This is a genomic window from Ruegeria sp. CH2, assembly GCF_056537065.1.
On sequence record NZ_JBQFQV010000014.1, the window covers coordinates 78,155 to 105,019 of the forward strand.

The 26,865-nt window shown below is 58.0% G+C and carries 30 protein-coding genes; 14 read left to right on the forward strand and 16 right to left on the reverse strand.

Translation table 11 applies throughout. From position 1 onward, the window contains the following. Positions 1-51: 51 nt before the first annotated feature. Both ACR0M9_RS17025 and ACR0M9_RS17030 read right to left on the reverse strand, forming a co-directional pair. Positions 52-1,662 carry an MFS transporter gene (locus ACR0M9_RS17025; RefSeq protein ID WP_480774180.1) on the reverse strand — a complete coding sequence of 537 codons (1,611 nt, stop codon included), beginning with the start codon at positions 1,660-1,662 and terminating at the stop codon, positions 52-54. A 120-nt stretch (positions 1,663-1,782) separates the two neighbouring features. After that, positions 1,783-2,013 (reverse strand): hypothetical protein, encoded by a 231-nt coding sequence (locus ACR0M9_RS17030; protein WP_480774181.1) that lies wholly within the window; start codon positions 2,011-2,013, stop codon positions 1,783-1,785. Positions 2,014-2,148: 135 nt separating this feature from the next. On the opposite strand from ACR0M9_RS17030, the gene ACR0M9_RS17035 reads away from it, so the two are divergent. Further along, the gene (locus ACR0M9_RS17035; protein ID WP_480774182.1) at positions 2,149-2,958 is read left to right on the forward strand and encodes a division plane positioning ATPase MipZ; all 810 of its coding nucleotides are present in this window, start codon (positions 2,149-2,151) and stop codon (positions 2,956-2,958) included. A 46-nt stretch (positions 2,959-3,004) separates the two neighbouring features. On the opposite strand, the gene ACR0M9_RS17040 is transcribed toward ACR0M9_RS17035, so the two are convergent. The 3 genes from ACR0M9_RS17040 to ACR0M9_RS17050 all read right to left on the reverse strand — a co-directional run bounded on the left by ACR0M9_RS17040 (position 3,005) and on the right by ACR0M9_RS17050 (position 5,492). After that, the gene (locus ACR0M9_RS17040; RefSeq protein WP_480487205.1) at positions 3,005-3,547 is read right to left on the reverse strand and encodes a hypothetical protein; all 543 of its coding nucleotides are present in this window, start codon (positions 3,545-3,547) and stop codon (positions 3,005-3,007) included. A 181-nt stretch (positions 3,548-3,728) separates the two neighbouring features. Then, positions 3,729-5,000: an adenylate/guanylate cyclase domain-containing protein gene (locus tag ACR0M9_RS17045; protein WP_480774183.1), complete on the reverse strand. Its 1,272-nt coding sequence runs from the start codon at positions 4,998-5,000 to the stop codon at positions 3,729-3,731. A gap of 39 nt (positions 5,001-5,039) precedes the next feature. Continuing rightward, the gene (locus tag ACR0M9_RS17050) at positions 5,040-5,492 is read right to left on the reverse strand and encodes a MarR family winged helix-turn-helix transcriptional regulator (protein ID WP_480487209.1); all 453 of its coding nucleotides are present in this window, start codon (positions 5,490-5,492) and stop codon (positions 5,040-5,042) included. 57 nt (positions 5,493-5,549) lie between these two features. On the opposite strand from ACR0M9_RS17050, the gene hmgA reads away from it, so the two are divergent. The 8 genes from hmgA to ACR0M9_RS17090 all read left to right on the forward strand — a co-directional run bounded on the left by hmgA (position 5,550) and on the right by ACR0M9_RS17090 (position 12,441). Continuing rightward, positions 5,550-6,905, forward strand: coding sequence for a homogentisate 1,2-dioxygenase (gene hmgA / locus ACR0M9_RS17055; RefSeq protein ID WP_267365046.1), 1,356 nt, complete (start codon positions 5,550-5,552; stop codon positions 6,903-6,905). Between the two features lie 42 nt (positions 6,906-6,947). Continuing rightward, a complete protein-coding gene (locus tag ACR0M9_RS17060) occupies positions 6,948-7,076 on the forward strand; it encodes a hypothetical protein (RefSeq protein ID WP_480492720.1) in 129 nt (42 codons plus the stop codon). 44 nt (positions 7,077-7,120) lie between these two features. After that, positions 7,121-8,383 carry a fumarylacetoacetase gene (gene fahA, locus ACR0M9_RS17065; RefSeq protein ID WP_480774184.1) on the forward strand — a complete coding sequence of 421 codons (1,263 nt, stop codon included), beginning with the start codon at positions 7,121-7,123 and terminating at the stop codon, positions 8,381-8,383. Positions 8,384-8,470: 87 nt separating this feature from the next. Continuing rightward, on the forward strand, positions 8,471-9,421 hold the full coding sequence (locus tag ACR0M9_RS17070) for an MBL fold metallo-hydrolase (protein ID WP_480507312.1): 951 nt from the start codon (positions 8,471-8,473) through the stop codon (positions 9,419-9,421). Between the two features lie 134 nt (positions 9,422-9,555). Beyond that, on the forward strand, positions 9,556-11,166 hold the full coding sequence (locus tag ACR0M9_RS17075; RefSeq protein ID WP_480774185.1) for an FAD-dependent oxidoreductase: 1,611 nt from the start codon (positions 9,556-9,558) through the stop codon (positions 11,164-11,166). 5 nt (positions 11,167-11,171) lie between these two features. Continuing rightward, on the forward strand, positions 11,172-11,369 hold the full coding sequence (locus ACR0M9_RS17080; RefSeq protein WP_209506076.1) for a DUF2783 domain-containing protein: 198 nt from the start codon (positions 11,172-11,174) through the stop codon (positions 11,367-11,369). An 11-nt stretch (positions 11,370-11,380) separates the two neighbouring features. Beyond that, the gene (maiA, locus tag ACR0M9_RS17085) at positions 11,381-12,019 is read left to right on the forward strand and encodes a maleylacetoacetate isomerase (RefSeq protein WP_480774186.1); all 639 of its coding nucleotides are present in this window, start codon (positions 11,381-11,383) and stop codon (positions 12,017-12,019) included. A gap of 86 nt (positions 12,020-12,105) precedes the next feature. Continuing rightward, positions 12,106-12,441 (forward strand): DOPA 4,5-dioxygenase family protein, encoded by a 336-nt coding sequence (locus ACR0M9_RS17090; RefSeq protein ID WP_480519392.1) that lies wholly within the window; start codon positions 12,106-12,108, stop codon positions 12,439-12,441. On the opposite strand, the gene ACR0M9_RS17095 is transcribed toward ACR0M9_RS17090, so the two are convergent. Next, positions 12,438-14,066 carry an acyl-CoA synthetase gene (locus ACR0M9_RS17095; protein ID WP_480774187.1) on the reverse strand — a complete coding sequence of 543 codons (1,629 nt, stop codon included), beginning with the start codon at positions 14,064-14,066 and terminating at the stop codon, positions 12,438-12,440. The genes ACR0M9_RS17090 and ACR0M9_RS17095 overlap by 4 nt on opposite strands. Before the next feature lie 221 nt (positions 14,067-14,287). Here ACR0M9_RS17095 and ACR0M9_RS17100 point away from each other — a divergent pair, with 221 nt between their 5' ends. Then, positions 14,288-15,679 (forward strand): aminotransferase family protein, encoded by a 1,392-nt coding sequence (locus ACR0M9_RS17100; protein ID WP_480774188.1) that lies wholly within the window; start codon positions 14,288-14,290, stop codon positions 15,677-15,679. 92 nt (positions 15,680-15,771) lie between these two features. Here ACR0M9_RS17100 and ACR0M9_RS17105 read toward each other — a convergent pair whose 3' ends face one another. The 6 genes from ACR0M9_RS17105 to ACR0M9_RS17130 all read right to left on the reverse strand — a co-directional run bounded on the left by ACR0M9_RS17105 (position 15,772) and on the right by ACR0M9_RS17130 (position 19,906). Beyond that, on the reverse strand, positions 15,772-16,362 hold the full coding sequence (locus ACR0M9_RS17105; RefSeq protein WP_480483805.1) for a YeeE/YedE thiosulfate transporter family protein: 591 nt from the start codon (positions 16,360-16,362) through the stop codon (positions 15,772-15,774). Between the two features lie 4 nt (positions 16,363-16,366). Beyond that, a complete protein-coding gene (locus ACR0M9_RS17110; RefSeq protein ID WP_480774189.1) occupies positions 16,367-16,942 on the reverse strand; it encodes a YeeE/YedE thiosulfate transporter family protein in 576 nt (191 codons plus the stop codon). Positions 16,943-17,139: 197 nt separating this feature from the next. Beyond that, complete coding sequence (gene rplT, locus ACR0M9_RS17115) at positions 17,140-17,505, reverse strand: 50S ribosomal protein L20 (RefSeq protein WP_039523695.1); 366 nt, start codon at positions 17,503-17,505, stop codon at positions 17,140-17,142. Between the two features lie 15 nt (positions 17,506-17,520). Next, positions 17,521-17,721 (reverse strand): 50S ribosomal protein L35, encoded by a 201-nt coding sequence (gene rpmI / locus ACR0M9_RS17120; RefSeq protein ID WP_010443552.1) that lies wholly within the window; start codon positions 17,719-17,721, stop codon positions 17,521-17,523. A 183-nt stretch (positions 17,722-17,904) separates the two neighbouring features. Further along, the gene (locus ACR0M9_RS17125) at positions 17,905-19,455 is read right to left on the reverse strand and encodes an alanine/glycine:cation symporter family protein (RefSeq protein WP_480487220.1); all 1,551 of its coding nucleotides are present in this window, start codon (positions 19,453-19,455) and stop codon (positions 17,905-17,907) included. 13 nt (positions 19,456-19,468) lie between these two features. After that, complete coding sequence (locus ACR0M9_RS17130; RefSeq protein ID WP_209506060.1) at positions 19,469-19,906, reverse strand: universal stress protein; 438 nt, start codon at positions 19,904-19,906, stop codon at positions 19,469-19,471. 208 nt (positions 19,907-20,114) lie between these two features. On the opposite strand from ACR0M9_RS17130, the gene ACR0M9_RS17135 reads away from it, so the two are divergent. Further along, positions 20,115-20,549 carry an Lrp/AsnC ligand binding domain-containing protein gene (locus tag ACR0M9_RS17135; protein WP_480483856.1) on the forward strand — a complete coding sequence of 145 codons (435 nt, stop codon included), beginning with the start codon at positions 20,115-20,117 and terminating at the stop codon, positions 20,547-20,549. A 32-nt stretch (positions 20,550-20,581) separates the two neighbouring features. Here ACR0M9_RS17135 and pyk read toward each other — a convergent pair whose 3' ends face one another. Continuing rightward, the gene (pyk, locus tag ACR0M9_RS17140) at positions 20,582-22,027 is read right to left on the reverse strand and encodes a pyruvate kinase (RefSeq protein WP_480483807.1); all 1,446 of its coding nucleotides are present in this window, start codon (positions 22,025-22,027) and stop codon (positions 20,582-20,584) included. Positions 22,028-22,170: 143 nt separating this feature from the next. Here pyk and ACR0M9_RS17145 point away from each other — a divergent pair, with 143 nt between their 5' ends. From ACR0M9_RS17145 to ACR0M9_RS17155, 3 genes are all read left to right on the forward strand, one after another. Further along, complete coding sequence (locus ACR0M9_RS17145) at positions 22,171-22,908, forward strand: N-formylglutamate amidohydrolase (RefSeq protein ID WP_480774190.1); 738 nt, start codon at positions 22,171-22,173, stop codon at positions 22,906-22,908. An 86-nt stretch (positions 22,909-22,994) separates the two neighbouring features. Continuing rightward, positions 22,995-23,234: a DUF6868 family protein gene (locus ACR0M9_RS17150; protein ID WP_480554763.1), complete on the forward strand. Its 240-nt coding sequence runs from the start codon at positions 22,995-22,997 to the stop codon at positions 23,232-23,234. Positions 23,235-23,322: 88 nt separating this feature from the next. Further along, positions 23,323-23,637 carry a DUF1244 domain-containing protein gene (locus tag ACR0M9_RS17155; RefSeq protein WP_480546169.1) on the forward strand — a complete coding sequence of 105 codons (315 nt, stop codon included), beginning with the start codon at positions 23,323-23,325 and terminating at the stop codon, positions 23,635-23,637. Between the two features lie 40 nt (positions 23,638-23,677). Here the strand turns inward: ACR0M9_RS17155 and ACR0M9_RS17160 are convergent, their stop codons facing one another. The 3 genes from ACR0M9_RS17160 to dgcN form a co-directional block, all read right to left on the reverse strand. Further along, the gene (locus ACR0M9_RS17160) at positions 23,678-24,538 is read right to left on the reverse strand and encodes a D-amino-acid transaminase (protein WP_480774191.1); all 861 of its coding nucleotides are present in this window, start codon (positions 24,536-24,538) and stop codon (positions 23,678-23,680) included. Positions 24,539-24,548: 10 nt separating this feature from the next. After that, positions 24,549-25,514 carry an N-acetyl-D-Glu racemase DgcA gene (dgcA, locus tag ACR0M9_RS17165; protein ID WP_480774192.1) on the reverse strand — a complete coding sequence of 322 codons (966 nt, stop codon included), beginning with the start codon at positions 25,512-25,514 and terminating at the stop codon, positions 24,549-24,551. A 75-nt stretch (positions 25,515-25,589) separates the two neighbouring features. Further along, positions 25,590-26,591 (reverse strand): N-acetyltransferase DgcN, encoded by a 1,002-nt coding sequence (gene dgcN / locus ACR0M9_RS17170; RefSeq protein ID WP_480487226.1) that lies wholly within the window; start codon positions 26,589-26,591, stop codon positions 25,590-25,592. Positions 26,592-26,865 lie beyond the last annotated feature (274 nt).

Here is a 26,865-nt window from a genome sequence, read left to right on the forward strand (position 1 = left end):
TTTGCCACAGTCTTTCAAAGGAAGGTCGCCAGCGGGCGGCCTTCTTTCGTTTCAGGCCCCTGCTTTCCCCGGTTTCTGATCCTTGGGTTTCGTGAGTTCGGCCGCGTCGTGCAATGGCGGAACCGGACCGCGCAGCAACAGCAGCGCGATCACCAGCCCGATACAGGCCGCGATAGCAGCCATGAGCATCGCCGCATCAAATGCATTATCCTGCAGGTCACGCAATGCTTTGGCTAGTGTTGAGCCTGTTGACGGGTCAAGCCCGGCAATCAACTGTTCCACCTGTGTTGCCGTGCCATGCGTCAGGGCGCGCGCAAGGTCGCCGCGCTGTGCCGACCCGTCGGGCAGCGCCGCGATGACTTCGGACAGGCCGGAGCGGATGGTCAGGGACGCGGCCAGACCGCCGACAACCGATCCCATCGTGGCCCCGAAATACAGGAATGTGTTGATCACCCCGGACCCCTGTCCGACATGTTCGTCGGGCAGCAACCGAAGCCCGAGACGGGGCAGCAACGAAAAACAAATGCCGATGCCAACCCCCACAATGATCAGCTTCCACCAGATTTCAGCATAGCTGTCGATGTTCGAGGTTGTTGTCAAAAGCAGGAAGCCGCAGGCCATCAATCCCATTGCGACGGTCACCGGCCATTGAAAACTGTATGGCGCAAGCAGGCGCGGAGCGGTGACGGAAATGACAAACATGCTCAGGCTTAGCGGCAGTATCGCGACGCCTGCCTCAACCGGTGAATAGCCGAACGCGTCCGGGGATTGGACGAACACGTTGAAATAGATAAAGAAACAAAACAACGCAAATCCCACAAAGAACATCCCCGTTGCCGCCATAAGGTAGCGCGGGTGCCGGAAATATCGGAACTCGACCAGCGGATCGTCGCTGCGCCGCGAGGTATAAACCAGACCGACAGCCGCCAAAGCGGCGACCCCCAAAGGAACAATGGTCAGGGCATTGTCCCATCCGCGTGCTTCACCGTTGCTGAGTGCGAATGACAATGGACCCAGAAGCAAGACAATAGCTATCGCCCCTGCGGTATCGAATTTCGCACCCTGAAGGCGCGTATCCGGGACATAGTTTTTCCTGCTGACCTGCAGGCCGATCACAAACGCAATGGCAAGTAACACAAGGTCTGTGGCGAATACCCCGCGCCAGCTTAGGAAATTGGCAAAACTTCCTCCGACTATGGGCCCGATGCCTATCGCAAGGCCCACGATCGCGCCCCACACACCGGTCACGCTGGCCCGTTCTTCCTCGGGCGTTGCGGCGGTCAGCAGGGACAATGAGGTGCCGAACAGGGCCGCAGCCCCTGCCCCTTGCGCGCCACGCCCAATCAGCAGCATCGACGCGTTCTGTGAAAACAGCACCGAAGCCGAGCCACAAGCAAACACGATCATGCCAAAGAAAAAGACACCCATCTTGCCCGTGATATCCCCAAGCCGACTTACAATCGTCACAAGGGCCGCGCTTGCCACCGTATAGATCGCCATCACCCATTGCAGACCCGAGGGCGTCAGATCGAACTCGGCCTTCAGATATGGAAGGATGGTCGCAACAGCGGTGGTGTTGAAGCCAACGACCATCATGCAAATGGCCGTCATTGCAAGAACAACGCGTGAACCGCCTGAACTGTCCGCAGCAGTGTCCGGCATGCCTATGCCCCTTTCACCTGCTTTGAAGATGAACCAAAGAGGACCTGCGCAAAGCCTGCGAGGTTATTCGATGTAAATCTGTTTGGTATTTAATCAAATTTTCCGTCCCCCGCATAGTTTTCACGATCCGGCCCAACCGGCGCTACCGCGAAAGGACCCATTGGGCGGGCGATCTGTGCGTGTATGAATCAGGCTAAAGGCGCGATTGATTCCGACGCGGATCGTTGCAGGCAGCGGTTGGTGTATGCGTTCGGAAACACGCACTGACGCGGCGATTTCGCTGCCAAACCCGTGATCAGATGGCAGATCGTGGCAGATCACCAGACAGGCACCTTCGCGTAACCCGCGCACGGCGCTGTGTTTTCCAAAATAGAGTCCGATAATGCCAAAAAGCGCCGCTTGAGGTTCTTTTCATCGCAGGCGACACAACATATAGTGGGTGCCAACAACGTGTAGTCAAACACGGCAAGACTTGGGAATACAAGCATGGCACATATCATTGTGGTCGGGAACGAAAAAGGCGGCGCTGGCAAATCGACCGTGTCGATGCATGTGGCAACCGCATTGGCCCGACTGGGGCACAAGGTCAGCACGCTTGATCTGGACCTGCGGCAACGCAGCCTTGGACGGTATTTCGAGAACCGGAACAACTTTCTGAAAAGCGCGGACCTGACACTGCCCAGCCCACGCCATCACGACCTGCCCGAGATCGATGCCAGCACGTTGAAACCGGGCGAAAACATCTATGACCACCGCCTGTCTGCTGCCGTGTCACAACTGGAAAGCGACAGCGACTTTATCCTGATCGACTGCCCCGGCTCTCATACCCGGCTGAGCCAGGTGGCCCATTCGCTGGCCGACACGCTGATCACGCCTTTGAACGACAGTTTCATCGATTTTGACCTGCTGGCGCGGATTGATTCAAAGGGTGAGAAAATCCTCGGCCCGTCCGTCTATTCCGAGATGGTCTGGAACGCCCGGCAATTGCGGGCGCAGGCCGGGCTGAAGCCCATCGACTGGGTCGTTGTGCGCAACCGCGTCGGTACCCAGCGCATGGTCAACAAGGAAAAGATGCAGCGCGCGATCGAAATGCTGTCGCAGCGTATCGGCTTCCGCGTCGCCGCGGGCTTTTCCGAACGGGTGATCTTTCGCGAACTGTTTCCGCGCGGCCTGACCCTGCTGGATCTCAAGGATATTGGCGTCAAACAGCTGAACATCTCGAACATCGCGGCACGGCAGGAACTGCGCGACATGATGCGAGAGCTGAACCTGCCGGGTGTCGAGATCGACTTCTGATCAGCTGTATTGGAGGTAGGGACGCGGACGAAGCGGATATCTATCGTCAATGAATGTCGTTCTGGTGTGCGGGAACTCTTGGCACATCAATCGCCAAGGAACTGACCCATTTACATTCGTGGCCGTTACGAGCAGCGACGATCCGGTCTTCAACATGACTTGCCTCCCAAACAGCAACGCATTCCAATCCAAGGCACTCGCTCAGAAGCGCTGGCCGTTCCCAGCCTTGCTCCGCAAAGTCTGAATGATAAAGCGAAAGAGCCCCAGAAACATTGTCCTGCTTGAAACGGTAGTCTTCCTTCATCACATCACTTCGAGGCTCAACCCAGCCAACTTTCAGCCAAAAACCTCTGCTAATAACGTCACGGTAGACAAAGGACTTGAACAATATCGGTAGGTGAATCAGATCTTTGATTGCCGGGCGCTCTGAGAAATATCCTTCAAAAACCGCGACGAAATACTCTTCCCCAAGTTGCCCATATGCCCAACAGTTTTCAGCTATTGGAATCTCAACTAAAGCCCCAGCTTGCCAGCGCTGCCGTTTTGTAGCTTGGCCTCTTTGTGCTCGTAGAAAGTTATTCGTGCCCATGCTTCGTGCATCGCACGCTCAGCACCTATTCTCAATGTCAAAGAAGGCCTCAAACCAGCCCTTCGTTCAAATCCTCGCTGCCCTCGAACATCCGCTCCAACCCGCCGTTCTTGTCCGGTAGAACAAAGGTGCTCCCTCAGGACTTTCAGTTTCGGAACCGCTGAACGGGGCAGCCTCGGTTTCACCCGGTAACTGATGGCCCGCCGGGACTGTATACCGTGAACAGCTCTTTGGGTTCGTTCACCCCGCGCAGCATGTAGCGCCCGACCGAGATGAGGTCTTGTGCGCAGGGGCGTGCCGCGACCGCGACGTCGTCCGAGATCAGGATTCGCTGACCCAGCGACCGGTGCATACCCGCGATGCGGGCGGCCTGATTGACGGCGGGGCCGATCACCGTGAAATCCAGCCGCGTTTCAGACCCGATATTGCCATACAGGATTTCGCCGGAATGCAGGGCCAGCGTGAAATTCGCAACCGGCAACCCCTGCGCCTGACGTCTGGCGTTCAATTCATCCATACGGGCTTGCAGCAAGGGCACCGCGCTGAGCGCGGCACGGGCGTCCTCGTCGATTTCGCCGACATCGAACATGGCCATCAGCCCATCGCCCATGAATTTCAGGATATTCCCACCCTTGTCGTGCACAACGCCCACGGCCACGGCCAGGTAATCATTGAGCATGTCGATGATCTCGTGACCCGGCAGATCTTCAGACAGGTTGGTGAACCCTTCCAGATCGAAATTCCAGATCACCGCATCGATCTGCTGCAATGATCCGCGACGAATCTCACCCGACAGGACGCGGCGCCCGGCATCACGACCCAGATAGACCCGCATCAGGTCTTCGGTCAGGTTCTGGTTCTTGGCGGATTTGAGCGCCAGCCCCAGATGCGGCAATACCGCATGAATGTGCCTGAGATCGCTGTCATCAAACCCGGACGGCGCATCGCTGGCCCAGGACATCAGGACGCCATCACTGACTTTTTTGGTACCGTCGGGGCGCATCTTCCCCGACCCCTCATACGAGATGCCGGTGGCATAATAATCGGTCGCCCCAACCTCTCTCAGGTCGTTCAACAACGGAAATCGGCTGGGTTCATTATGGTCGACCAGTTTGACCCGGATTTCATCCAGATCCTCGTTCAGCAGCGCATAAAGCGGGCTTTGTTGCCACATTTCGCTGGGCGTATCCGTGTTTTCAAACTTCTCGGATTCACCGCCGGTGCTTTTGTACCAGCTATATCCGGTTCCGCCATAAACCGGGTGCAAGGTCGACTGCGCCGCATGAAACCGCATCAGCGGAATGCCCATATCGACCAGGCTGGTGCAGAAGCCTTCCAGCAACTCTTCCTGCCCGGCACCCTCAAGCCCCTTCTGGACCAACCAGTCGATCAGGGTGTGTGTGGACACCTTGGCAGGTTCGAATGACGTCATTTCAAATTCCGTATCAAGCATGACACATATCTGGGGACGGCAGGTGCCAATTACCAGTGGTCAGTCCACACCAGCCAACCGTCGCAACATCTGGCGCAGCAAGGCGGCCTCTTTTTCGCTGAACAGGTCCGACAGCCTGGCGTCATAGCTTGCCGCCACCCCGTACAAGTCGCGATACACGGCTTGCCCGGCGGGTGTCAGTGTCAGCCATTCCGCCCGCCGATCAGCCTCGTCCCGTGTGCGTTTCAGGTACCGGCGCTCCTCGAGCTTGGAGACTGCACGGCTGATCTTGGTCTTGTGCATTCTGGCCCGTTCACCAATTTCCTTGGCGGTCATTTCGCCAAACAGCCCCAGATGGAACAGCACCCGCCATTCGGTTCTGAGCATTCCGTACCGCCCCTTGTAGACAGCCTGAAATTCCAACGAGGCGCGCTCGGCCGCCTGGTTCAGCAGGAACGGCAGAAAATTCTGCAGGAAAAAGTCATCATTTTTTTCAGATTCGTCATGTGTCATGCTTGTTAGTTACAAAATCAACTATTAACCGACAAGCAGCAAACGGAGGAATACGTAATGAACCGTCCGACGGATCCGCATTCATTGACGCAAGCAGCAACGCCTGTTGGTACCCATGCCGGTTACATGCCCGGCTTTGGCAACGACTTTGAAACCGAGGCGCTGCCCGATGCGCTGCCGCAGGGGATGAACAGCCCGCAAAGGTGCAACTACGGGCTTTACGGTGAACAGCTGAGCGGCACGGCCTTTACCGCCAACCCGCCTGAACGCACCTGGTGCTATCGTATTCGCCCGTCGGTAAAGCATTCGCACCGTTACGAAAAAATCGACCTGCCCTATTGGAAATCGGCCCCCTGCATCGACCCGGATGTGATCAGCCTGGGCCAGTATCGCTGGGACCCGGTGCCGCATTCCGATGAAGGTCTGAACTGGATGACCGGGATGCGGACCATGACGACGGCGGGGGATGTGAACACCCAGGTTGGCATGGCCTGCCACATCTATCTGGTCACCGAATCCATGGTCGACGACTATTTCTTCTCGGCTGATTCCGAGTTGCTGGTGGTGCCACAGGAAGGGCGCCTGCGCTTTGCGACTGAACTGGGAATCATTGACCTTGAGCCCAAAGAAATCGCGATCATCCCGCGTGGACTGCTGTACCGGGTTGAAGTTCTGGAAGGCCCGGCACGCGGCTTTGTCTGCGAGAATTACGGCCAGAAATTCGAACTGCCGGGTCGCGGTCCGATCGGGGCCAACTGCATGGCCAACCCGCGCGATTTCAAAGCTCCGGTCGCTGCCTATGAGGATCGTGAAACCCCGTCGACCGTGACGATCAAATGGTGCGGCCAGTTTCATACCACTAAAATCGGACACAGCCCGTTGGATGTGGTGGCGTGGCACGGCAATTATGCACCCTACAAATACGATCTGCGCAACTATTGCCCGGTTGGCGCGATCCTGTTTGACCATCCCGACCCGTCGATCTTTACCGTTCTGACGGCACCCTCTGGCCAGCCCGGCACCGCAAATATCGACTTTGTCCTGTTCCGCGAACGCTGGATGGTGATGGAGGATACGTTCCGCCCGCCCTGGTATCACAAGAACATCATGTCCGAGCTGATGGGCAACATCTACGGTCAATACGATGCGAAACCGCAGGGCTTCGTTCCCGGTGGCACCAGCCTGCACAACATGATGATCCCGCATGGCCCCGACAGGGAAGCCTTTGACAAGGCGTCCTATTCCAATCTGGGGCCGGAAAAGCTGGACCAGACGATGTCGTTCATGTTCGAAACCCGGTTCCCCCAGCACCTGACACCGTTTGCCGCCAATGAGGCACCGCTGCAGGACGACTATATCGACTGCTGGACATCGCTTGAGAAGAAGTTCGACGGCACACCGGGCAAGAAATGACCCTCAGACCGGGTTCGCCAGACGGCACCCGTCCTGACGGCGATGAACATACCCATTCCGGTTGCAGACGTCTTGTCGCCGCAACCGGAAAACAAAGACGGGACCCTGGCAGTCGACATGCTGCAACTGCGCCCGCTGTGGGCTTTGGCGCCTGTCTATTCGGGGTTATGATCGTTTCGAACCACGTACCAAATATAGCAAAATAGGGGCAAAATATGCCTTTGATGAAGTCCTGGGTGGCCTCGGCCAATGACGCGGCGCATCCGTTTCCACTGAACAACCTGCCTTACGGTGTCTTCTCGACCGAAGGCAATGATCCGCGCTGCGGCGTGGCCATCGGTGACATGATCCTCGACGTTACCGCCGCCGAGGCCGAGGGTCTTGTCGCGCTGAACGACTATCCGCTGTTCGACGTGCCCTATTGGAACGATCTGATGGAAGAAGGCCCCGCCGTCTGGGCCGCCCTGCGCGAGCGGCTGACCGCGCTTCTGTCCAAAGGGTCGAAAGAGCAGGAGACTGTTGAACCGCTGCTGGTGCCGATGGCCAAAGCCACGCTGCATATGCCGCTGGTTGTCAGCGAATACACAGACTTTTACGCCGGCAAGCAACACGCCCAGAACATGGGCGCCATCCTGCGCGGCTCGCCCGATCTGCCGGCAAACTGGCTGCATATCCCGATCGGGTACAATGGACGAGCCTCCTCGGTCGTGGTGTCGGGCACGCCGATCCACCGCCCCAATGGCCAGACCAAGGCCCCCGATGCCGAGATGCCGTCCTTTGGCCCCTCGAAACGGCTCGATATCGAGCTGGAGATGGGCGCCATCGTCGGCACCGGGTCGGAGTTCGGCCAGCCGATCACGGTGGACGAGGCCGATGCGATGATCTTTGGCTATGTGCTGCTGAACGACTGGTCGGCGCGCGATATCCAGGGCTGGGAGTATCAACCGCTGGGGCCGTTCCAGGGCAAGGCATTCGGCACCTCGATCTCTCCGTGGATCGTGACGGCTGCCGCGTTGGAGCCGTTCCGCGCGCCCACCCCCCCGCGTGAGAAAGAGCTTTTGCCCTATCTCAAGGGCAGCAAGGACGGGCTATACGACATCGAGCTTGAGGTTCTGATGCAGCCCGAAGGCGCCGACCGCGCCTCGGTCATCGCCAGGACCAACTATAACCGCATGTATTATTCGGCGGCTGAGCAGCTGTGCCATCACGCCATTGGCGGCTGCGCGATGAACCCGGGCGATCTGTTGGGCTCGGGCACCATCTCGGGGCCGGAACGCAGCGAATTCGGCTCGCTTATGGAACTCAGCTGGGCCGGGCGCGAGCCATTTACGCTTGAGACCGGCGAGACCCGCAGCTTTATCGAAGACGGCGACACAATGACCCTGACCGGCGCTGCCAGGGGCGATGGCTATACCATTGGCTTTGGCGATTGCACCGGCACCGTTCTGCCTGCACTCAATTCCCCATTCGGGCGATGACGCACTGAGCTTCATCTTTTTCCAAATACTCCCGCCGGAGGCATCCAACCTCTGCCTTCCGCGCAACCGCAAAAGGACAAAACCAAGATGGCCAAAGCATTCGCGTCCCAGGGGGACATGTCGGAAAAGAAAATCTCGTTCACTGAAGTGGGCGAAGGGCTTTATGCTTTCACCGCCGAGGGTGACCCGAACTCGGGCGTGATCATTGGCGATGACAGCGTGATGATCGTCGAGGCACAGGCGACCCCGCGCCTGGCCAACAAGGTGATCGAATGCGTGCGGTCTGTGACCGACAAGCCGATCACCCATGTGGCGCTGACCCATTACCACGCAGTGCGGGTTTTGGGTGCCAGCGCTTTTGGCGCGCAACAGATCCTGATGTCCGACATGGCCCGCGCCATGGTGGTGGAACGCGGTCAGGAAGACTGGGACAGCGAATTCCAGCGCTTCCCGCGCCTGTTCGAAGGGCATGAAAGCATCCCCGGCCTGACCTGGCCCACCACCACATTCAGCGACACGATGACCGTTTATCTGGGCAATCGCCGGATCGACCTGATGCATCTGGGGCGCGCCCATACCGCCGGTGATATCGTCATCCACGTGCCAGACCAGAACGTGATGTTCACCGGCGACATCGTCGAATATCACTCGGCCTGCTATTGCGGTGACGGGCATTTCAACGACTGGGGCGACACGCTGGACGAGATCAAGTGGTTCGATGTCGACGCCATCGCACCGGGACGCGGCGATGCGCTGGTTGGCAAGGACATGGTCAATGCCGCCATCGAAAACACCCGCGATTTCGTCGAAAGCACCTACCGCCCGGCGGCCAGGGTTGCGGCGCGCGGTGGCAGCCTGAAAGAGGCATGGGATGCCGTCCGTGCCGAATGTGACCCGAAATTCGCCAATTACGCGATCTACGAACACTGCCTGCCGTTCAACGTCGCCCGCGCCTACGACGAAGCCCGTGGCATCGACACACCCCGCATCTGGACCGCCCAGCGCGATCTTGAGATGTGGGAGGCCCTGCAAGGGTAAGGAAAAACGGCCCAGTTTGATCCAGATCGTTTTAGGCGGCGGGATTCAATGAAACCATATGCCAAAGGCTTCGGCACATGTTGCCGGGGCACAGGACATGCAGCACTTTGGCCCATCTGCTTGGGGGGAAGCCCATGAACAAGATCTTTGAAACTCCGCTTTACGGCTATGAACGCAGTCCGGATCAGGACAGCCCGACGCCAGTTCGGCGCAAGGTTATCGTGATCGGCGCGGGCCCGGTTGGTCTGGCCGCCGCGATTGATCTGGCGCAGCAAGGGGTCGACGTCGTGGTTCTGGATGAGAATGACAAGGTCAGTTTCGGCAGCCGCGCCATCTGTTTCTCGCAACGCACGCTGGAAATTGCCGACCGGCTGGGATGCGGGCGCCGACTGGTCGACAAGGGCGTCCTGTGGGACCGGGGCAAGGTCTTCTTCGATGATCGGCAAGTCTATGACTTCAACCTGCAACCGGATGAAGGTTATGCCAACCCTGCCTTCATCAACCTTCAGCAATACCATTTTGAGAACTATTTCGTTGAACGGGTCCGCGAGTTGCAGGCAGAAGGCGCACCGATTGAGATACGCGGACGCAACAAGGTCGAGGCGATTGGCACGCATGACGATCACGTGCGGCTGGAGGTCGAGACACCAGAAGGACCTTACACAATCGAAGCCGAATGGCTGATTGCCTGTGATGGCGCGACATCCCCTGCCCGGCGGATGTTGGGCATTGATTTCGAAGGACGGATATTTGAAGACAACTTCCTGATTGCAGACGTGATCATGGATGCGGATTTTCCGTCTGAACGCTGGTTCTGGTTCGATCCGCCGTTCAATCGCGGGCAATCCGCGTTGTTGCACAAACAGCCCGACAATGTGTGGCGCATCGACTTGCAGCTGGGTTGGGATATCGACAAGGAACGCGAAAAGCGCCCCGAGAACGTGATCCCCCGCCTCAAGGCGATGCTTGGGGATGATGTCGAATTTGAGCTGGAATGGGTCTCGATCTATACGTTCCAGTGCCGTCGCATGGAAAGCTTCCGCAAGGGCCGTGTCCTGTTTGCGGGCGACAGCGCGCATCAGGTCAGCCCCTTTGGCGCGCGCGGGGCCAATTCCGGCCTTCAGGACACCGACAACCTGTGTTGGAAACTGAAGCTGGTTCTGGACGGGAAAGCACCTGAAACTCTGCTGGACAGCTACAACGCCGAACGCGTGTACGGGGCGGACGAGAACATCCTGAATTCCAGCCGGTCGACCGATTTCATCACCCCGAAATCCGAGATGTCGCGGATCCTGCGCGATGCGGTACTGGACCTGAGCGAGCATTATGACTTCGCGCGCCCGCTGGTGAATTCTGGCCGCCTGAGCCAGCCCTGCACCTATGATGGATCTTCGCTGAATTCTGCGGACGCGCTGAACGGCCCCGCCGGAACGCGTCCGGGTTCGGCCTGTCCAGACGCTCCGCTTGGTGACGAGTTTCTGCTGCCCAAGCTTGCAGGCAAGTTCACGCTTTTGACTATCGATGCAGACGCCCCAGATACCCTGGAAGAAGATGGGATCGAGGTCACGCGACTGGCGCTGTCGGTCAAGGATGATATGACACTGGCCCTCAAACGCCGCTATCTGGGCGACGCGACCAGCGCAGTCTACCTGATCCGCCCGGACCAGCATGTGGCCGCCCGGCGTGACAGTTACGAAGAAAACACCTTCCGGCACGCGATCCGCAGAGCCTGCGGTAAGGAGTAAGCCCCATGTCAGACCTGATCCTAACCCCGAACATCAAAAACGCCGATGACTTCTATGCCGAACTTCTGGCCGCGCATGAAGGCCTGGAAAAAGCAGACAGCGACGCGCTGAATGCGCGGCTGGTACTGGTGTTGGCCAACCACATCGGTGACAGTACGGTGCTGACGGACGCCCTTCGCGCTGCCGCTTTGACTGACAGTTGACAGGCCCGGACGTGAGCGACGTCGTCCTTTATGACTATTGGCGATCCTCGGCCAGTTACCGGGTGCGGATCGCCCTGAATCTGGCCGGGATCGCGTATCGCCCGGTTGTTGTCGATCTGGTGGGCGGCGCACAAAAGGGCGATGAACATATCGCGCGAAACCCGCAGGGCTTTGTGCCGGTTCTGGATATTGACGGGCTGCGGTTGACGCAATCGCTGGCCATCCTCGACTATCTGGACCGGACCCGGCAGTTGAACCTTCTGCCTGATGATCCGGCGGAACGCGCGCGTGTTCAGGCGCTGGCTTATGCGATCGCCGTCGACATCCACCCAGTCTGCAACCTGTCGGTTGCGCGCTATGCCACGACCCTGAGCCATAACGCCCCCGACATGCCCGGCGACTGGATGCGGAATTTCATCAAACCCGGGTTGCAGGCGTTCGAAACCATGTTGGGTGATTTCGAACAGGCCCCCTACTGTGTTGGGTCAAAGCCCGGTCTCGCCGACCTCTGCCTGATCCCGCAGATCTATAACGCGCGCCGGTGGCAGGTTGATTTGTCGGATATGCCCCGCCTGCTGCGGGTTGAAGAGGCCTGCGCCAATCACCCGGCCTTTGTCGCGGCACATCCCGACGCACATGCGCCGGGTTAACATTGCACAGACCCTGTGTGCATGCGCAGCTAGGTTTTTTTCCTTTTAGGCCTTAGCTTTGAGCCAACAAAGCAGACGAGGTTCCTATGCCCGAGATCACCGGCTATCACGCCCATGTCTATTTCGACGCCGACACGCAGGACACCGCGCGGCAGGTCTGTGAAGAGGCGGCCCGCCTGTTCCCTGTTCAAATGGGCCGGATGCACGCCCGAAACGTCGGCCCCCATTCGCGCTGGAGCTGCCAGCTGGGCTTTGCTGCCAGCGCATTCGACCAAGTCATCCCATGGCTGATGCTGAACCGGCAGGGCCTGACGGTCTTCACGCACCCGGAAACCGGTGAACATCTGGAGGATCACCGCGACCGCGCGATCTGGATGGGTGAGATGCTGGCGTTGGACCTGTCGATCTTCGACAATCTTTAACCCAGCGCCCGTGCCTGATCCCGCAGAACGAATTTCTGCACCTTGCCGGTAGATGTCTTGGGCAGAGTGCCGAACACAACCGTTTTGGGTGCCTTGAAATGGGCCATCCGGTCTCGACAGAAGGCGATAAGCTCTTCCTCGGTTGCGGCTGCGCCGGGTTTCAATTCGACAAAGGCGCAGGGCGTTTCGCCCCATTTCTCATCGGGACGGGCCACCACGGCGGCCTCCATCACCGCCGGATGCTTGTAGAGGATACCTTCGACCTCGACAGATGAGATATTCTCGCCGCCCGAGATGATGATGTCCTTTGAACGGTCCTTGAGCGCGATATAGCCATCGGGGTGCATGACACCCAGATCACCGGACGCGAACCAGCCGCCGTGAAAGGCCTTGTCGGTAGCGTCGGGATTCTTGAGGTATCCTTTCATCACCACGTTGCCCTGCATGAATATCTCACCCATGGTTTCGCCATCAGCCGGAACCGGTTCCAGCGTTTCCGGGTCGGCCACCATCAGTCCGGACAACGCGGTATAGCGCACCCCTTGCCGCACCTTGAGGGCCGCGCGGTCTTCAGGCCCTTTGCTGTTCCATTCTTCTTTCCATGCGCAGACAACCGAAGGCCCATAGGTTTCGGTCAGGCCATAGACATGCGTGACCTCGACACCCATCGCCTCCATCGCTTCGATCACGGCCGCAGGCGGCGGGGCACCTGCCGTCATCACTTTGATCTGGTGGTCAAAGTCCTTCAACTCATCCGGAGCGTGGGCCAGCATGTTCAGAACGATCGGCGCACCGCAGAAATGGGTCACTTTCTCGTCCCGGAAAGCAGCATAGATCGGTTCGGCCCGCACCGCGCGCAAGCAAACGGAAACACCTGCATTGGCTGCCATGGCCCACGGGAAGCACCAGCCGTTGCAGTGGAACATCGGCAGGGTCCACAAATAGACCGAATGCTTGGGCATATCCCAGTCCAGCAAATCGGACTGCGCATTCAGGGTCGCGCCGCGATGGTGGTAAACCACGCCCTTGGGGTTGCCCGTGGTGCCCGAGGTATAATTCAATGTGATCGCGTCCCATTCGTCCGCTGGCAGTGACCAGTCAAACGCTGGGTCGCCTTCGGCCAGCAGGGCATCATAGGTCAGGCGGCCCAGCTTTTCACCGCCGTCGAAGGTGGGGTCTTCGATATCGATGACCAGAATGTCATGATCGACCTGTTGCAGTGCATCTTTCACCACATCCGAAAACTCGGGGTCGACCAGCAGCGCCTTGGCTTCGGCATGGTTCAGGATGAATGCGACAATCGGTGCATCCAGCCGCGTGTTGATTGCGTTCAGAACAGCGCCCGTCATGGGCACGCCAAAATGCGCCTCGTACATTTCCGGGATGTTGGCCGCGATAATCGACACTGTGTCACCCCGTCCAATCCCACGCGCTGTCAACGCACTCGCCAGACGCCGGCAACGGGCATAGGTTTCAGCCCAGGAATACCGGCGATCCCCATAAACCACGGATGGATAATCCGGGTAGACCTGCGCCGTCCGTTCAATGAACGTAAGGGGCGACAGGGGTGTGTAATTTGCCCGGCATTTGTCCAAATGACGCTCGTAGATATGTGTCGCTGCCATCCGCTGTCCTCCCGAAACGCAGTTTGGGCGAATTGAGCACAAAGTTCGCGTTCTGACAAACCCGTAGAAATACGGCGGCAAAATCGACTGGCAATACGGGATGATACGATCTGGCCCTATCTACAGCAGGGCTTTCGCGGTGATCTGAAGCATCTTAAACACATGCTGGGATGTGGTATTCCCATATCCCGCGCACCGCTTCCTCACTGAAAGGACATGTCATGGACGGCACGTTCAACGAAAACGATCTTTCCCGCGTAGTCGAGGCTGACCGCGCCCATATCTGGCACCATCTGATCCAGCATAAACCCTTTGAAACCAATGACCCTCGCATCATTGTCGAGGGCAAGGGCATGCGTGTCTGGGACCAGAAAGGCAAAGAGCATCTGGATGCGGTTTCTGGCGGCGTCTGGACCGTCAATGTCGGCTATGGCCGCAAATCGATCTGCAAGGCGGTTTACGATCAGCTGATGAAGCTGTGCTATTTCGCCAATTCGGCCGGTTCGATCCCGGGTGCGCTGTTTGCCGAGCAACTGATCGACAAGATGCCGGGCATGAGCCGCGTCTATTACACCAATTCAGGTTCCGAAGCGAACGAGAAGGCGTTCAAGATGGTGCGCCAGATCGCGCACAAGAAATATGGCGGCAAGAAAACCAAGATCCTGTACCGCGACCGGGACTATCACGGCTCGACGCTGGCGACCATGTCGGCAGGCGGTCAGGACGAGCGCACAGCGCAATACGGCCCCTTCGCACCTGATTTCGTGCGCGTGCCGCATTGCATGGAATACCGCAAGCACGAGCTGGATGGTGCACCCAAAGAGAATTTTGGCGAATGGGCCGCAGATCAGATTGAAGCCGTCATCCTGCGTGAAGGCCCCGACACCGTTGGCGCCCTGTGCCTTGAGCCGGTAACAGCGGGCGGCGGTGTGATCGAAGCGCCTGAAGGATACTGGCAGCGCGTGCAGGAGATCTGCAAGAAATACGACGTGCTGCTGCATATCGACGAGGTTGTCTGTGGCGTGGGCCGCACCGGCACGTGGTTCGGGTACCAGCAATACGGTATCAAGCCCGATTTCGTGACCATGGCCAAGGGCGTTGCGTCAGGCTATGCCGCGATTGCCTGCATGGTCACCACCGAGGAAGTCTTTGACATGTTCAAAGACGATGCCGCGGACCCGATGAACTATTTCCGCGATATCTCGACCTTTGGTGGGTGCACCGCTGGTCCGGCAGCGGCCATCGAGAACATGCGCATCATTCAGGATGAAAACCTGTTGCAGAACTGCACGGATATGGGCGCGCGTATGACGAACAACCTTCTGGCGCTGATGGACAAGCACAAGGTCATCGGCGATGTGCGCGGCAAGGGCTTGTTCCTGGGGGCCGAACTGGTTGTGGATCGCGGCACCAAAGAGCCGGTGGACGAGAAACTGGCGCAGGCCGTTACTGCCGACTGTATGGCACAGGGCGTGATCATCGGCGTCACCAACCGCTCGATCCCCGGTCGCAACAACACGCTGTGCTTCTCGCCTGCGCTGATTGCTACGGCCGATGACATCGACCAGATCACCGACGCGGTTGACGGCGCGCTGGGGCGTGTGTTCGGGTAAGATCACCGATATCCCTAAAAAAAGAAACCGGCGCGTGTTGCGCCGGTTTTTTTGTCGGGATGCTGGTCGTGAATGTGTACGTTCAGCCGTGATTATTCGGCCGCAACACCAACCTTTTCACCGGTTGCGATCAGGCTGTCCGGAAGAACGAAAGCAACCAGAACAAAGACGGCACCCAGTGCGATACCGAGAATATCGCCGGACATTAACAAAACACCCTCGTAAGCGGATCCCGGAACTGTACCCAGGGTGACTTTGCCGCCAGCAATTCCATCGAGCAGACCCGTGGCCTTCCAGGCCGGATATGTCGCCATATAGGCCGCAGCACCCAACAAACCACCGACGATGAAGAACAAGGCGTCACGGCGACCGGACGCAGCGGCGCAGACCCCTGTTCCCGGACAGTAGCCCGATGCAGCCCAGCCCGCACCCAGTAACAATCCGCCAATGAAGACACCGACATAGGCCGATTTCACCGACATATGGCCGACATCCACAAACCCCAGCATCTGCCCGCCGAACATGAGGATCGAACCGGTTCCGATTGCCAGAAGGATCGTTTTCATCAGCTGGAGTCGACGCAGTGTCAGCATGCCCACAATCCAATTTGGATTCGCTGCGCCAATCCGGTCAAGTACGGCTCCGAAAGCGGCGCCAATGATGATCGCAAGAATGATTTCCATCGCCTTATCCTTTCCGGTAGATCAGCATTGCCGTAGGAATTGCCGCTGCAAATGCCCCGGCTGCAAAGATATAGCCTGACAGGGCTGTCTGCATCATACCGGACATCATGTGACCGGATGTGCACCCACCCGCCAACCTGGCCCCATAGAGGACGACAAAGCCGCCCAATAGCGCAACCAGGTTTCGAGCCCAGGGCGTATCGCCGTAGTTTTCGCGCCAGATCATGGGCAGCTTGCCCTCTCCGCGTTCCAGACCACCGCGCGCCTTGACCGACAAGAACGCCCCCGCGGCCATAGCCAAAACGAAGACAAAGCTGTAATTCAACGGATTGGATACGTACTTGGCGTATTTGCCATTGGATTTCGCCATGTATGCGTTGGATGAACTGTAACCGTCATCCGTCTGCGTCACGAATTCCGAATTGACGGTGTCCGCGATAATTCCGTCAAGGATGACGAATTGGGTCGAAACACCGATCGGCTTCACCAGAAGAACTGCCCCGAAGAACACGAGCCCTAGCAGAACACCTCCAACTTTCCAGTTTAGTGTCATGATTTCACCCTTTTCATTTATATTCATAAAATCATATATAATATGATCCGAGGGCTGTTACATGATCTAGATCAAACCGGTCATGCCTGAAACTGGTTGGCGTCATCCCAATGCAGAAGGGATGGATGCCCTGATCCAAGAAGCGCTTGGAATGCACCGCATGTTGCAACAAAAAAGACCGCCCCAAAGGGACGGCCTTTCTTTCACTGTCTCTTTTCAGAGGTTCAGGCAGCCAGAGCAGCCTGAGCTTTGGCGACGATCGCGCCGAACGCTTCCGGTTCGTGCACGGCCAGGTCGGCCAGAACTTTGCGGTCCACTTCGATACCGGCCAGGTTCAGACCGTTGATGAAGCGGGAATATGTCAGAGCCTCGTCATGGCTGCGCACAGCAGCGTTGATCCGCTGGATCCACAGCGCGCGGAAGTTGCGCTTGCGGTTCTTGCGGTCACGGGTCGCGTACTGGTTGGCCTTGTCGACGGCCTGAGTTGCGACTTTGAAGTTGCTCTTGCGACGACCATAATAGCCTTTTGCGGCCTTGATGATCTTCTTGTGACGGGCGTGAGTTACGGTTCCACCTTTAACGCGGGACATCTCTTACATCTCCTCTTAGCGGTCGTAGGGCATGTAGCCCTTGACGATCTTTGCGTCGGGGGCGGACAGGGTGGTGTTGCCACGGGCGTCGCGGATGAATTTCTTGGTCCGCTTGATCATGCCGTGCCGTTTGCCGGCCTGGCCAGCAAGGACCTTACCGGTCGCAGTCACCTTGAAGCGCTTCTTGGCGCTTGATTTGGTCTTCATCTTAGGCATTTCCGTCTCCTTTTTCGGGTTCGGTTTCAGACGCGACTCGGCATGCCATCTCGGCCGGTCACGCGATCAGATGCGCCGTTTACGCAAGTTCGGTCATACTGGCAAGGGGGTTTGGACCAGAATCTGTGCTTTTTGCAGCCTGGTCAGGCACCGGGGCGACACAAGCCGCCCCGGTGATTGGATTTAGTGTTCGAATTTGCGGATTTCACCGCTCTTCAGCCTTGCGGAGTAGGACGCCAGTTCCTGCCGCACCACTTTCATCAGGAAGTAGAGAGCAAAGACGTTCACAACCGCCATCGCAAAGATCGCCGCATCCGAGAAGTCGATAACGGGGCCGAGGTTGGCCGCAGCGCCGATCACCACGAAGACACAGAAGATGACCTTGAAGATCAGCTCTTTTGTGTGTCCTTCTCCGAACAGGTAGGTCCAGGCCTTGAGGCCATAGTAGGACCAGCTGATCATGGTCGAGAAGGCAAACAGGATCACCGCAATCGCAAGGATGTACGGGAACCAGCTGAACGCGCTGCCAAACGCGGCAGAAGTCAGGCTGACACCGGAATTTCCATCCACTGTTGCGATGGCGGAACCCGCTTCGTTCAGCATGTAGTTGCCGGTTTCAGGATCGATGATCAGCTGTTGCGTGATGATGATCACCAGCGCCGTCATGGTACAGATCACGACGGTATCGATGAAGGGTTCAAGCAGCGATACAAAACCCTCGGTGATCGGCTCCTTGGTCCGAACCGCCGAGTGCGCGATAGCTGCAGAGCCCACGCCCGCCTCGTTCGAGAATGCCGCGCGCTTGAAGCCCTGGATCAGCGCGCCGACCATGCCCCCTGCAACGCCCAGCCCCGTGAAGGCACCGGCAAAGATCTGACCAAAGGCCCAGCCGATCATGTCCGCATTCATCGCGATGATGACCAGTGCAGTGGCAACATACAGCACACCCATGAACGGCACGACCTTTTCAGTCACCCGAGCGATGGATTTCAGACCGCCAACAATGACCATGAACACGACCGCAGCAAAAACAATACCGGTAATCCAGCCCGGATAGTCGCCAACGATACCTGCGATCTGCTGATGTGCCTGGTTGGCCTGGAACATGTTCCCGCCGCCCAACGCGCCCAGAATACAGAAGATCGAGAACAGCACCGCCAGGATCTTGCCACCGGGCAGACCCAGCTCGTCAAAGCCCTTGGACATGTAATACATCGGGCCACCTGAAACGGTGCCGTCTTCGTATTCGTTGCGGTATTTCACGCCCAGCGTACATTCGGTGAACTTTGATGCCATGCCCAGAAGGCCCGCAAGGATCATCCAGAATGTTGCACCCGGCCCACCGATGCCAATGGCAACGGCCACACCCGCGATATTCCCCAAGCCCACAGTTCCGGACAGCGCCGTGGCCAATGCCTGAAAGTGGCTGACCTCGCCCGCGTCGTTGGGATCGGAATAGTCACCTTTGACAAGGCTGATCGCGTGACCAAAGAACCGCAGCTGCACAAGCGCGAAATACAGTGTGAAAACCGATGCAGCAATCACCAGCCACATGACGATCCACGGAAAGCTGGTTCCGGGCAGCGGTGCAAAGATGAAGCTGACAAACGGTCCGGTCAGGTTTGCAAAGGCCTGATTGATTTTTTCATCCAGTCCCGGCGCCTCTTGTGCAAGGGCAGGGCTGGCGGCAATGGTGGCGGCCGTTACGGCGCCAAGTGTTTTTAGCGTTCTCATTTTAGCCCTCCCCTCAGTTCACGACCGTAACCGGAACGTCGGCATGCATTACCAGATATTGCGTCGAACTGCCGAACAGGCGTTTCTTGATCCCGTCCGCAGATGCCCGACCCACGACGATTTGCGAGCCTCCGTTTTCGACCGTGATGGCGTTCAGCGTTTCCGCAACATCGCCATGGCGCACAATGCCCTGCGCCTCGAATCCCGCAGCCCTGAGGGCCTCTACAGCAGGTGTCACGACACGCGACATTGCCAGGTCAACCTCTTCTTCGCGGCGCTTGTGGCGCTGGGCGTTTTCTTCAGGTGTCTGGAATGTGTAAGGTGACCATTCGATCACATAAGCGACCAGCAAATCGCACGTTCCGATCAGCTTTGCCAAATCCTTGGCAAAGGCAATCGCACGCTCGCCGGTTTCAGTCCCGTCGAGTCCTATGACAATCTTTGTTGTCATTTCGTTCCTCCGTTTTTGTTGTTAAGGCCGGGGCCCACGCCCCCGGCAGGGCGGCCGGAACTTGGAACTTTTCAACAAGACCGCCCTTTGGTAAGTATTAGGAAATTTCACTAGGAATTGGAGATTTTTTTGGGCCAATTTCAGTGTAATTTATCGTATTACGCCAAAAATACAGGGAATTTTACTGATTAGCAGAGATTTAGACAATATCGATCAACGCATCCTGCACGAGCTGGAGGCCAATGGCAGGCTCTCGATAGTTGAGTTGGCGGCGCGTGTGAACCTGACCAATACGCCCTGTTCCGAGCGTGTAAAACGACTTGAGAAGAATGGCTATATCAAAGGGTACAGAGCCGTTGTCGACAAAGAAAGAATGGGGCTGGCACTGCTGACCGTGGTGCAGGTATCCTTGGTCGCAACTGCGGAACAATCCCTTGTGAAATTCAATGAAGCCGTTCGGAGTGTTCAGGAAATCGAAAGCTGCCTGATGGTGGCGGGCTCGTTTGATTATCTTCTGACCGTTCGAACGCGCGATATTGCGCATTTCCGGCTGGTGCTGGGCGAGAAGATCAACAAGCTGCCGGGCATACACCAGACCAGCTCTTTTACAGTTATGGAGATTGTAAAAGAGCCGGTTGGCTGACACGACACTCGGGCCCGAGTGTCGGCCTTCGGTTATTCCGGATCCGTGCTGTAGATCAGCCGTTCATCACACGGGGCCACGCGCAGAATGTTAGTCGTGCCCGGTACGTTGAACGGGACACCGGCCGTAACCACGATCTGATCGGTTTCGGTTGCAAACCCCCCTGCCCGCGCCGCGCGGGCCGCGTTGACCACGGCGCTTTTGAACCGCTGGAGTTCTGGCGTCATGACGCAATTGCAACCCCAGCTCAGGCAAAGCCTTCGCGCAGTTCCCATCAGCGATGTCATCGCAATGATCGGAACACCGGGACGTTCACGGGCTGTCAATGAGGCGGTGGTTCCACTTTGCGTAAAGCAGCAGATGGCCTTGATATCGGTCTTTTCAGCAATCTCGCGGGCAGCCGCAACAATGGCATCGGCCACAGTGCTTCCTTTTGCCGTGCGGGACGCGGCGATAATCTGGGAATAGGTCGGGTCGGCCTCGACCTCGATGGCGACCTTATTCATGGTCTGCACAGCCTCAACCGGATAAGCACCTGCCGCCGATTCCGCGCTGAGCATAATGGCGTCCGTGCCCTCATAGATCGCGGTGGCCACATCCGACACTTCGGCGCGGGTGGGCATCGGGCTTTCGATCATGCTTTCCAGCATCTGGGTGGCGACAATGACCGGCTTGGCGGCACTACGGCACTTGCGGACCAGCCTCTTTTGAATGGGCGGCACCGCAGATACCGGCAGTTCCACACCCAGATCGCCCCGCGCCACCATAATCCCGTCCGACGCATCAAGGATGTCGTCGAACGCCTCGACCGCCGCCGGCTTTTCGATCTTCGACAGGATCGCGGCGCGTCCATCAGCCAGCGCGCGGGCCTCGAACACATCCTTGGCGCGTTGCACGAAACTCAGCGCCAGCCAGTCAACGCCCAACTGGCAGACAAACTCCAGATCACCACGGTCCTTTTCCGACAAGGCCGCCAGCGGCAGCACCACATCCGGGACGTTCACACCTTTGCGGTTCGAGATCGTACCGCCGACCTCAACTGTGCAATTGGCAAAGTCCTGACCACAATCCTCAACGATCAGACGGATCTTGCCGTCATTGACCAGAAGGCGCGCGCCCGGTTCAAGGGCCGCGAAAATCTCGGGGTGCGGCAGGCACACGCGGGTGGTGTCGCCGGGGGCTGGATCAAGGTCCAGACGGAACGCCGCGCCCTCTTCCAGTTCCTCAGCATCATTTGCAAAAACACCAACCCGCAGCTTGGGGCCCTGAAGATCAGCCAGAATGGCAATCGGGCTGTCCAGATCCTTTTCAACCTGCCGAATGATCCTGTGGCGTTCGCGAATCTCATCATGGCTGCCGTGGCTCATGTTCAGACGGAACACATCCGCCCCGGCCTCGTGCAGGGCGCGAATGGTGTCATAGTCACTGGACGCCGGTCCCAGCGTCGCCACGATTTTTACATTTCTCAGGCGTCGCATTGGTCTTGACCTCCTCATGCCGGTTCAGATTGCGCAGATCAGCTTTTGCAAAATGTTACCGCAAACACTGCTGTGGCGCTTATTGCGCAATTCCCTTTTTAAAGCAACTGCCCTACACCTGCGACAAACTAGATGACAGGCTTATGACTTACACCCCGTTTTTTGTTCACGGCGCGGATCGCCCGTCCCGATGGCTGATCACATGCGACCACGCAACCAACATCGTCCCCCCCGAGGTCAATGACGGAGACCTTGGCCTGCCGCGCGAGGATATGGAGCGCCATATCGCCTATGATGTCGGCGCGTATGAGGTATCAAAACATCTGGGCGAGATTCTGAACGCGCCGGTGATTGCCGCCAATTTCTCGCGCCTCGTAATCGACCCGAACCGAGGGGAAGATGACCCCACGCTGTTGATGAAACTGTATGACGGGTCGATCATTCCCGGCAACCGCAATGCCGATGCCGCCGAACGCGAACGCCGCCTGAACATGTGCTATCGCCCCTACCACACAGCGTTGGCCGAGTTGGCGGCACTTCCACATGCGGTAATTGTGTCGATGCATTCCTTCACGCGTCAGCTGCGCGGACGTGATCCGCGTCCGTGGCACATTGGTGTGCTGCACACGCCGGACGAGCGGTTCTCGCGTCCTTTGATCGAACGGCTGCAACAGGAAGATGACCTGTGCGTTGGTGTTAATGAACCCTATACCGGCGTTTTGCCGGGTGATGCGATTGACAAGCACTGCACCGCTTTTGGCCGTCCCAATGCATTGATCGAGCTACGCAATGATCTGATCGCCGATCATGCCGGACAACGGCATTGGGCCGAGCGGCTGGCGGTAATCCTGCAAGAAGCGCTGGACGCCAGCGACCTTTGACCGCAAGGTTTTCAGGGACGTTCCACCCCTCACGCCATTGTGAGCAATGCCTCTGATCCCCATATAATGCGGGAAAGGGGATCGTCATGACACATGAGTTTCTGACAACGTTTTTCGGTTGGATGGCCACGCTTAATATCGCGGTTTTGCTGTTCACCACCGTCATGATTCTGCTTTTGCAGGACTGGATCGCTGGCATTCACGGCAGGATGTTTCAGATGGATCGCGCCGACGTGAAACGTGCCTATTTCAGATACCTTGCCAACTACAAGATCCTGACACTGATCTTTTGCATCGTGCCCTGGCTGGCCTTGAAACTGATGTAGGTAGCGCTGACCACAAGCGCCGTTGTTGTAACGACACGGCAGGATTGTTAGGTCAGACGCAACACACACTGCCTTCCGGAGCCACAAGATGGACAAGCAAACCGAAATCGAACTTCAGGCTGCCGCCTTTCGTCGGCTGCAAAAGCACCTGATGGAAGACCGTACCGATGTGCAGAATATCGACATGATGAACCTTGCTGGATTCTGCCGAAACTGCCTGTCGCGCTGGTATCAGGAAGCAGCCAATGAAAAAGGCATCGAGATGGGCAAGGAAGAAGCCCGCGAAGTTTTTTACGGCATGACCATGGATGAGTGGAAGACCAACTACCAGACCGAAGCCAGCCCCGAGAAACAAGACGCCTTCAAGGTTGCCTTCGAAGAAAATGTCACCAAAAAAGGCTGACGCCTGAGAAAAGGCCCGCCGCTGCAGCGGGCCTTTTTCTTCAGATCGCCGCCTTGCGGCTTTCGTCCAGATAAATCTCGCGCAAACGCTTGGCAATCGGACCCGGTGTTCCGTCGCCCAGCGCCACACCGTCGATCTCGACCACCGGCATCACAAAAGCACTGGCCGAAGTTGTGAATGCCTCGTCCGCCTCTTTGGCCTCGTCGATGGTGAACAGACGCTCTTCCACCACCATCTGCGCCTCAGCCGCCATCCGCAGCACGGCCTTTCGGGTAATACCGTGCAGGATATCGTTGGACAGAGGGCGGGTAACAATCTTGCCGTTCTTGACGAAATAGGCGTTGTTGCTGGTGCCCTCGGTCACAAAGCCGTCCTCGACCAGCCATGCGTCGTCGCACCCCGCTTTCTTGGCCATCATCTTGCCCATCGACGGGTAAAGCAATTGCACCGTTTTGATGTCACGGCGGCCCCAGCGGATGTCTTCGATCGAGATGATCTTGGCACCTTTCCTTGCCGCCGGGCTGTCAGCCAGCCCGGGCTTGTTCTGCGTGAACAGAACGAGGCTGGGCTTGGTATCTGCCGACGGAAACACGAAATCCCGGTCGCCATCGCTGCCGCGCGAGACCTGCAAATAGACCAGACCTTCCTCGATGCCGTTCAGCTCGATCAGCTTGCGGTGGATCTCCAGCAGTTCATCCTTGGTGCAGGGCTCGGCCATCTCAAGCTCGTCCAGCGAACGCTTCAGACGGACTGAGTGACCTTCGAATTCGATCAGCTTGCCGTCCAGCACACTGGTGACTTCGTAAACCGCGTCCGCAAACAGGAAGCCACGGTCAAAAATGGAAACCTTGGCCTCAGTCTCGGGCAGGTATTCGCCATTTACGTAAACGGTACGTGTCATGTTCGTCTCCTCAGCCCCAAAGTGCGGCCGCAGGCGGGTGCACTCCGGCGTCGTCAAAATTCAGCGGGGTGTCGCGGTCTTCGGCCAATAGAAGCGGGCCGTCAAGGTCCGTTACCATCGCGCCCTGTGCCAGCAATGTCGCAGGCGCCATGGCAAGCGAGCTGCCAACCATGCATCCCACCATTATGTCATAGCCTTCGGCAACTGCCGCCGTGCGCAACTCCAGCGCCTCGGTCAGGCCCCCGGTCTTGTCGAGCTTGATGTTGATGACATCATATTTGCCCTTCAACTTGGGCAGGCTGGCGCGGTCATGGCAGGACTCGTCAGCACAGACTGGCACCGGGCGCTTCATCCCGATCAATGCGTCGTCATCTCCTGCGGGCAAGGGCTGTTCCACCAACGCCACGCCCAGCCGCACCAGATGCGGGGCGAGGTCGGCGTAAACCTCGGCCGACCAGCCTTCGTTTGCATCCACAATGATCTTGGAGTTCGGCGCCCCTGCTCGCACTGCCTCAAGTCGGGGCATATCATCGGGCGTGCCCAGCTTGATCTTCAAAAGCGGGCGATGCGCGTTCCCGGCGGCCTGCGCCTGCATTGCCTCGGGGGTGTCCAGCGACAATGTATAGGCGGTGATCTCGGGGCCGGGCTTGGGCAGACCTGCCAGGTCCCAGGCGCGTTTGCCGGTTCGTTTGCACTCCAGATCCCACAAGGCGCAATCCACGGCGTTTCGCGCGGCACCTGCTGGCAGCAGACCCATCAGCGACCGGCGGTTGACATCCGCGGGCAGACCGGCAATCTCGGCCTCTACGGACTCCAGCGTTTCGTCATAACGCGCATAAGGAACGCATTCGCCCCAGCCCTGATGAGTTCCGTCCGACACCCGAACCGTCAGCACCTTTGCTTCGGTCCGCGACCCGCGCGAGATGGTGAAGACCTGCGCCAGCCGGAACACATCGCGAGAAACCTCAATCTGCACGCACCCGTTCCTTCATCTTTTCCCAAATACTCACGCCGGAGGCGAAACAGCCCCGCCTCCGGCGCATTGTTCAGATCACATTGCGGCCAGCGCGTCCACCAGCTTGCCCGAACCAAAGCGGAACGGGTCGGTCGCAGGCAGGCCCATATCCGCTTCGATCTTGGCCAGGTAGGCGGTCGCGTCAGCCTCGGACATGTGCTGCGTGTTGACCGAAACGCCAACAACCTGACAATCCGGGTTTGCCACTTTGGCCAGTGCCAGCGCGGTGTCGCGCAGGGCCTCCAATGTCGGCAGTTGATAGGTTGGCAAGCCGCGCATATGCGCACGGGTCGGTTCATGGCTCAGGATCAGGGCGTCCGGCTGGCCGCCATGGATCAGTGCCATGGTCACGCCGGAATAGGATACGTGGAACAATGATCCCTGCCCTTCGATCAGATCCCAGTGATCCTCGTCATTGTCCGGTGTCAGCCATTCGACCGAACCAGCCATGAAATCGGCAATGACTGCGTCCAGCGGCACACCGTCACCGGTGATCAGGATGCCGGTCTGGCCGGTCGCGCGGAAGGTCGATTTCATCCCGCGCTCACGCATCTCGGCGTCCATCGCCAGCGCGGTGTACATCTTGCCAACCGAACAGTCTGTTCCGACGGCCAGACACCGCTTGCCCTTGCGCTTGATCCCGTTTGCGATCGGATAATCGATCTCGGGCACCCGTACATCATGCAGTTTTCGCCCGGTTGCTTCGGCAACGGCTACCAGGTCGGGCTCATCCCGCAGCAGGTTATGCAATCCCGAGGCCAGGTCGAACCCTTCCTCAAGCGCCATAACCAGAACCTTTTTCCAGTCCTGGCTGATCACACCGCCGCGGTTTGCCACGCCGATCACCAGCGTCTTGGCTCCGGCTTCTTTCGCTTCGGTCAGGGTCATGTCAATCAGGCCCAGATCGGCCTTGCAGCCATCCATTCGATACTGGCCCACGGCGTTTTCCGGACGCCAGTCCTTGATCCCAACAGCCACTTTGGCCGCCAATTGGTCGGGCGCATCGCCCAGGAACAGCAGGTACGGTGTCTCGATCATTGCGGTCACTCCTTTGATTCCGGGGCAGGCTAGAGAAGCGGCAAAACGAGCGCTTCGCGTTTTGGCCCGTCAACCACGAGCTATGCGCGAGTTTCTTGTGCAATATTCGCAATATGCGCAAAAATCTTCGAAGTTTTCAAAATGATTAAACTTTAATCGCCCCAGTCGGGCAGTTTTGAAGCCGCTTTCTGCAACCGCATTGCCGCAGATGCACAATCGCTCTTGCGCCGCACCACGCAATTTAATACCTCATTGAGCAGAAAAATCGTAATTT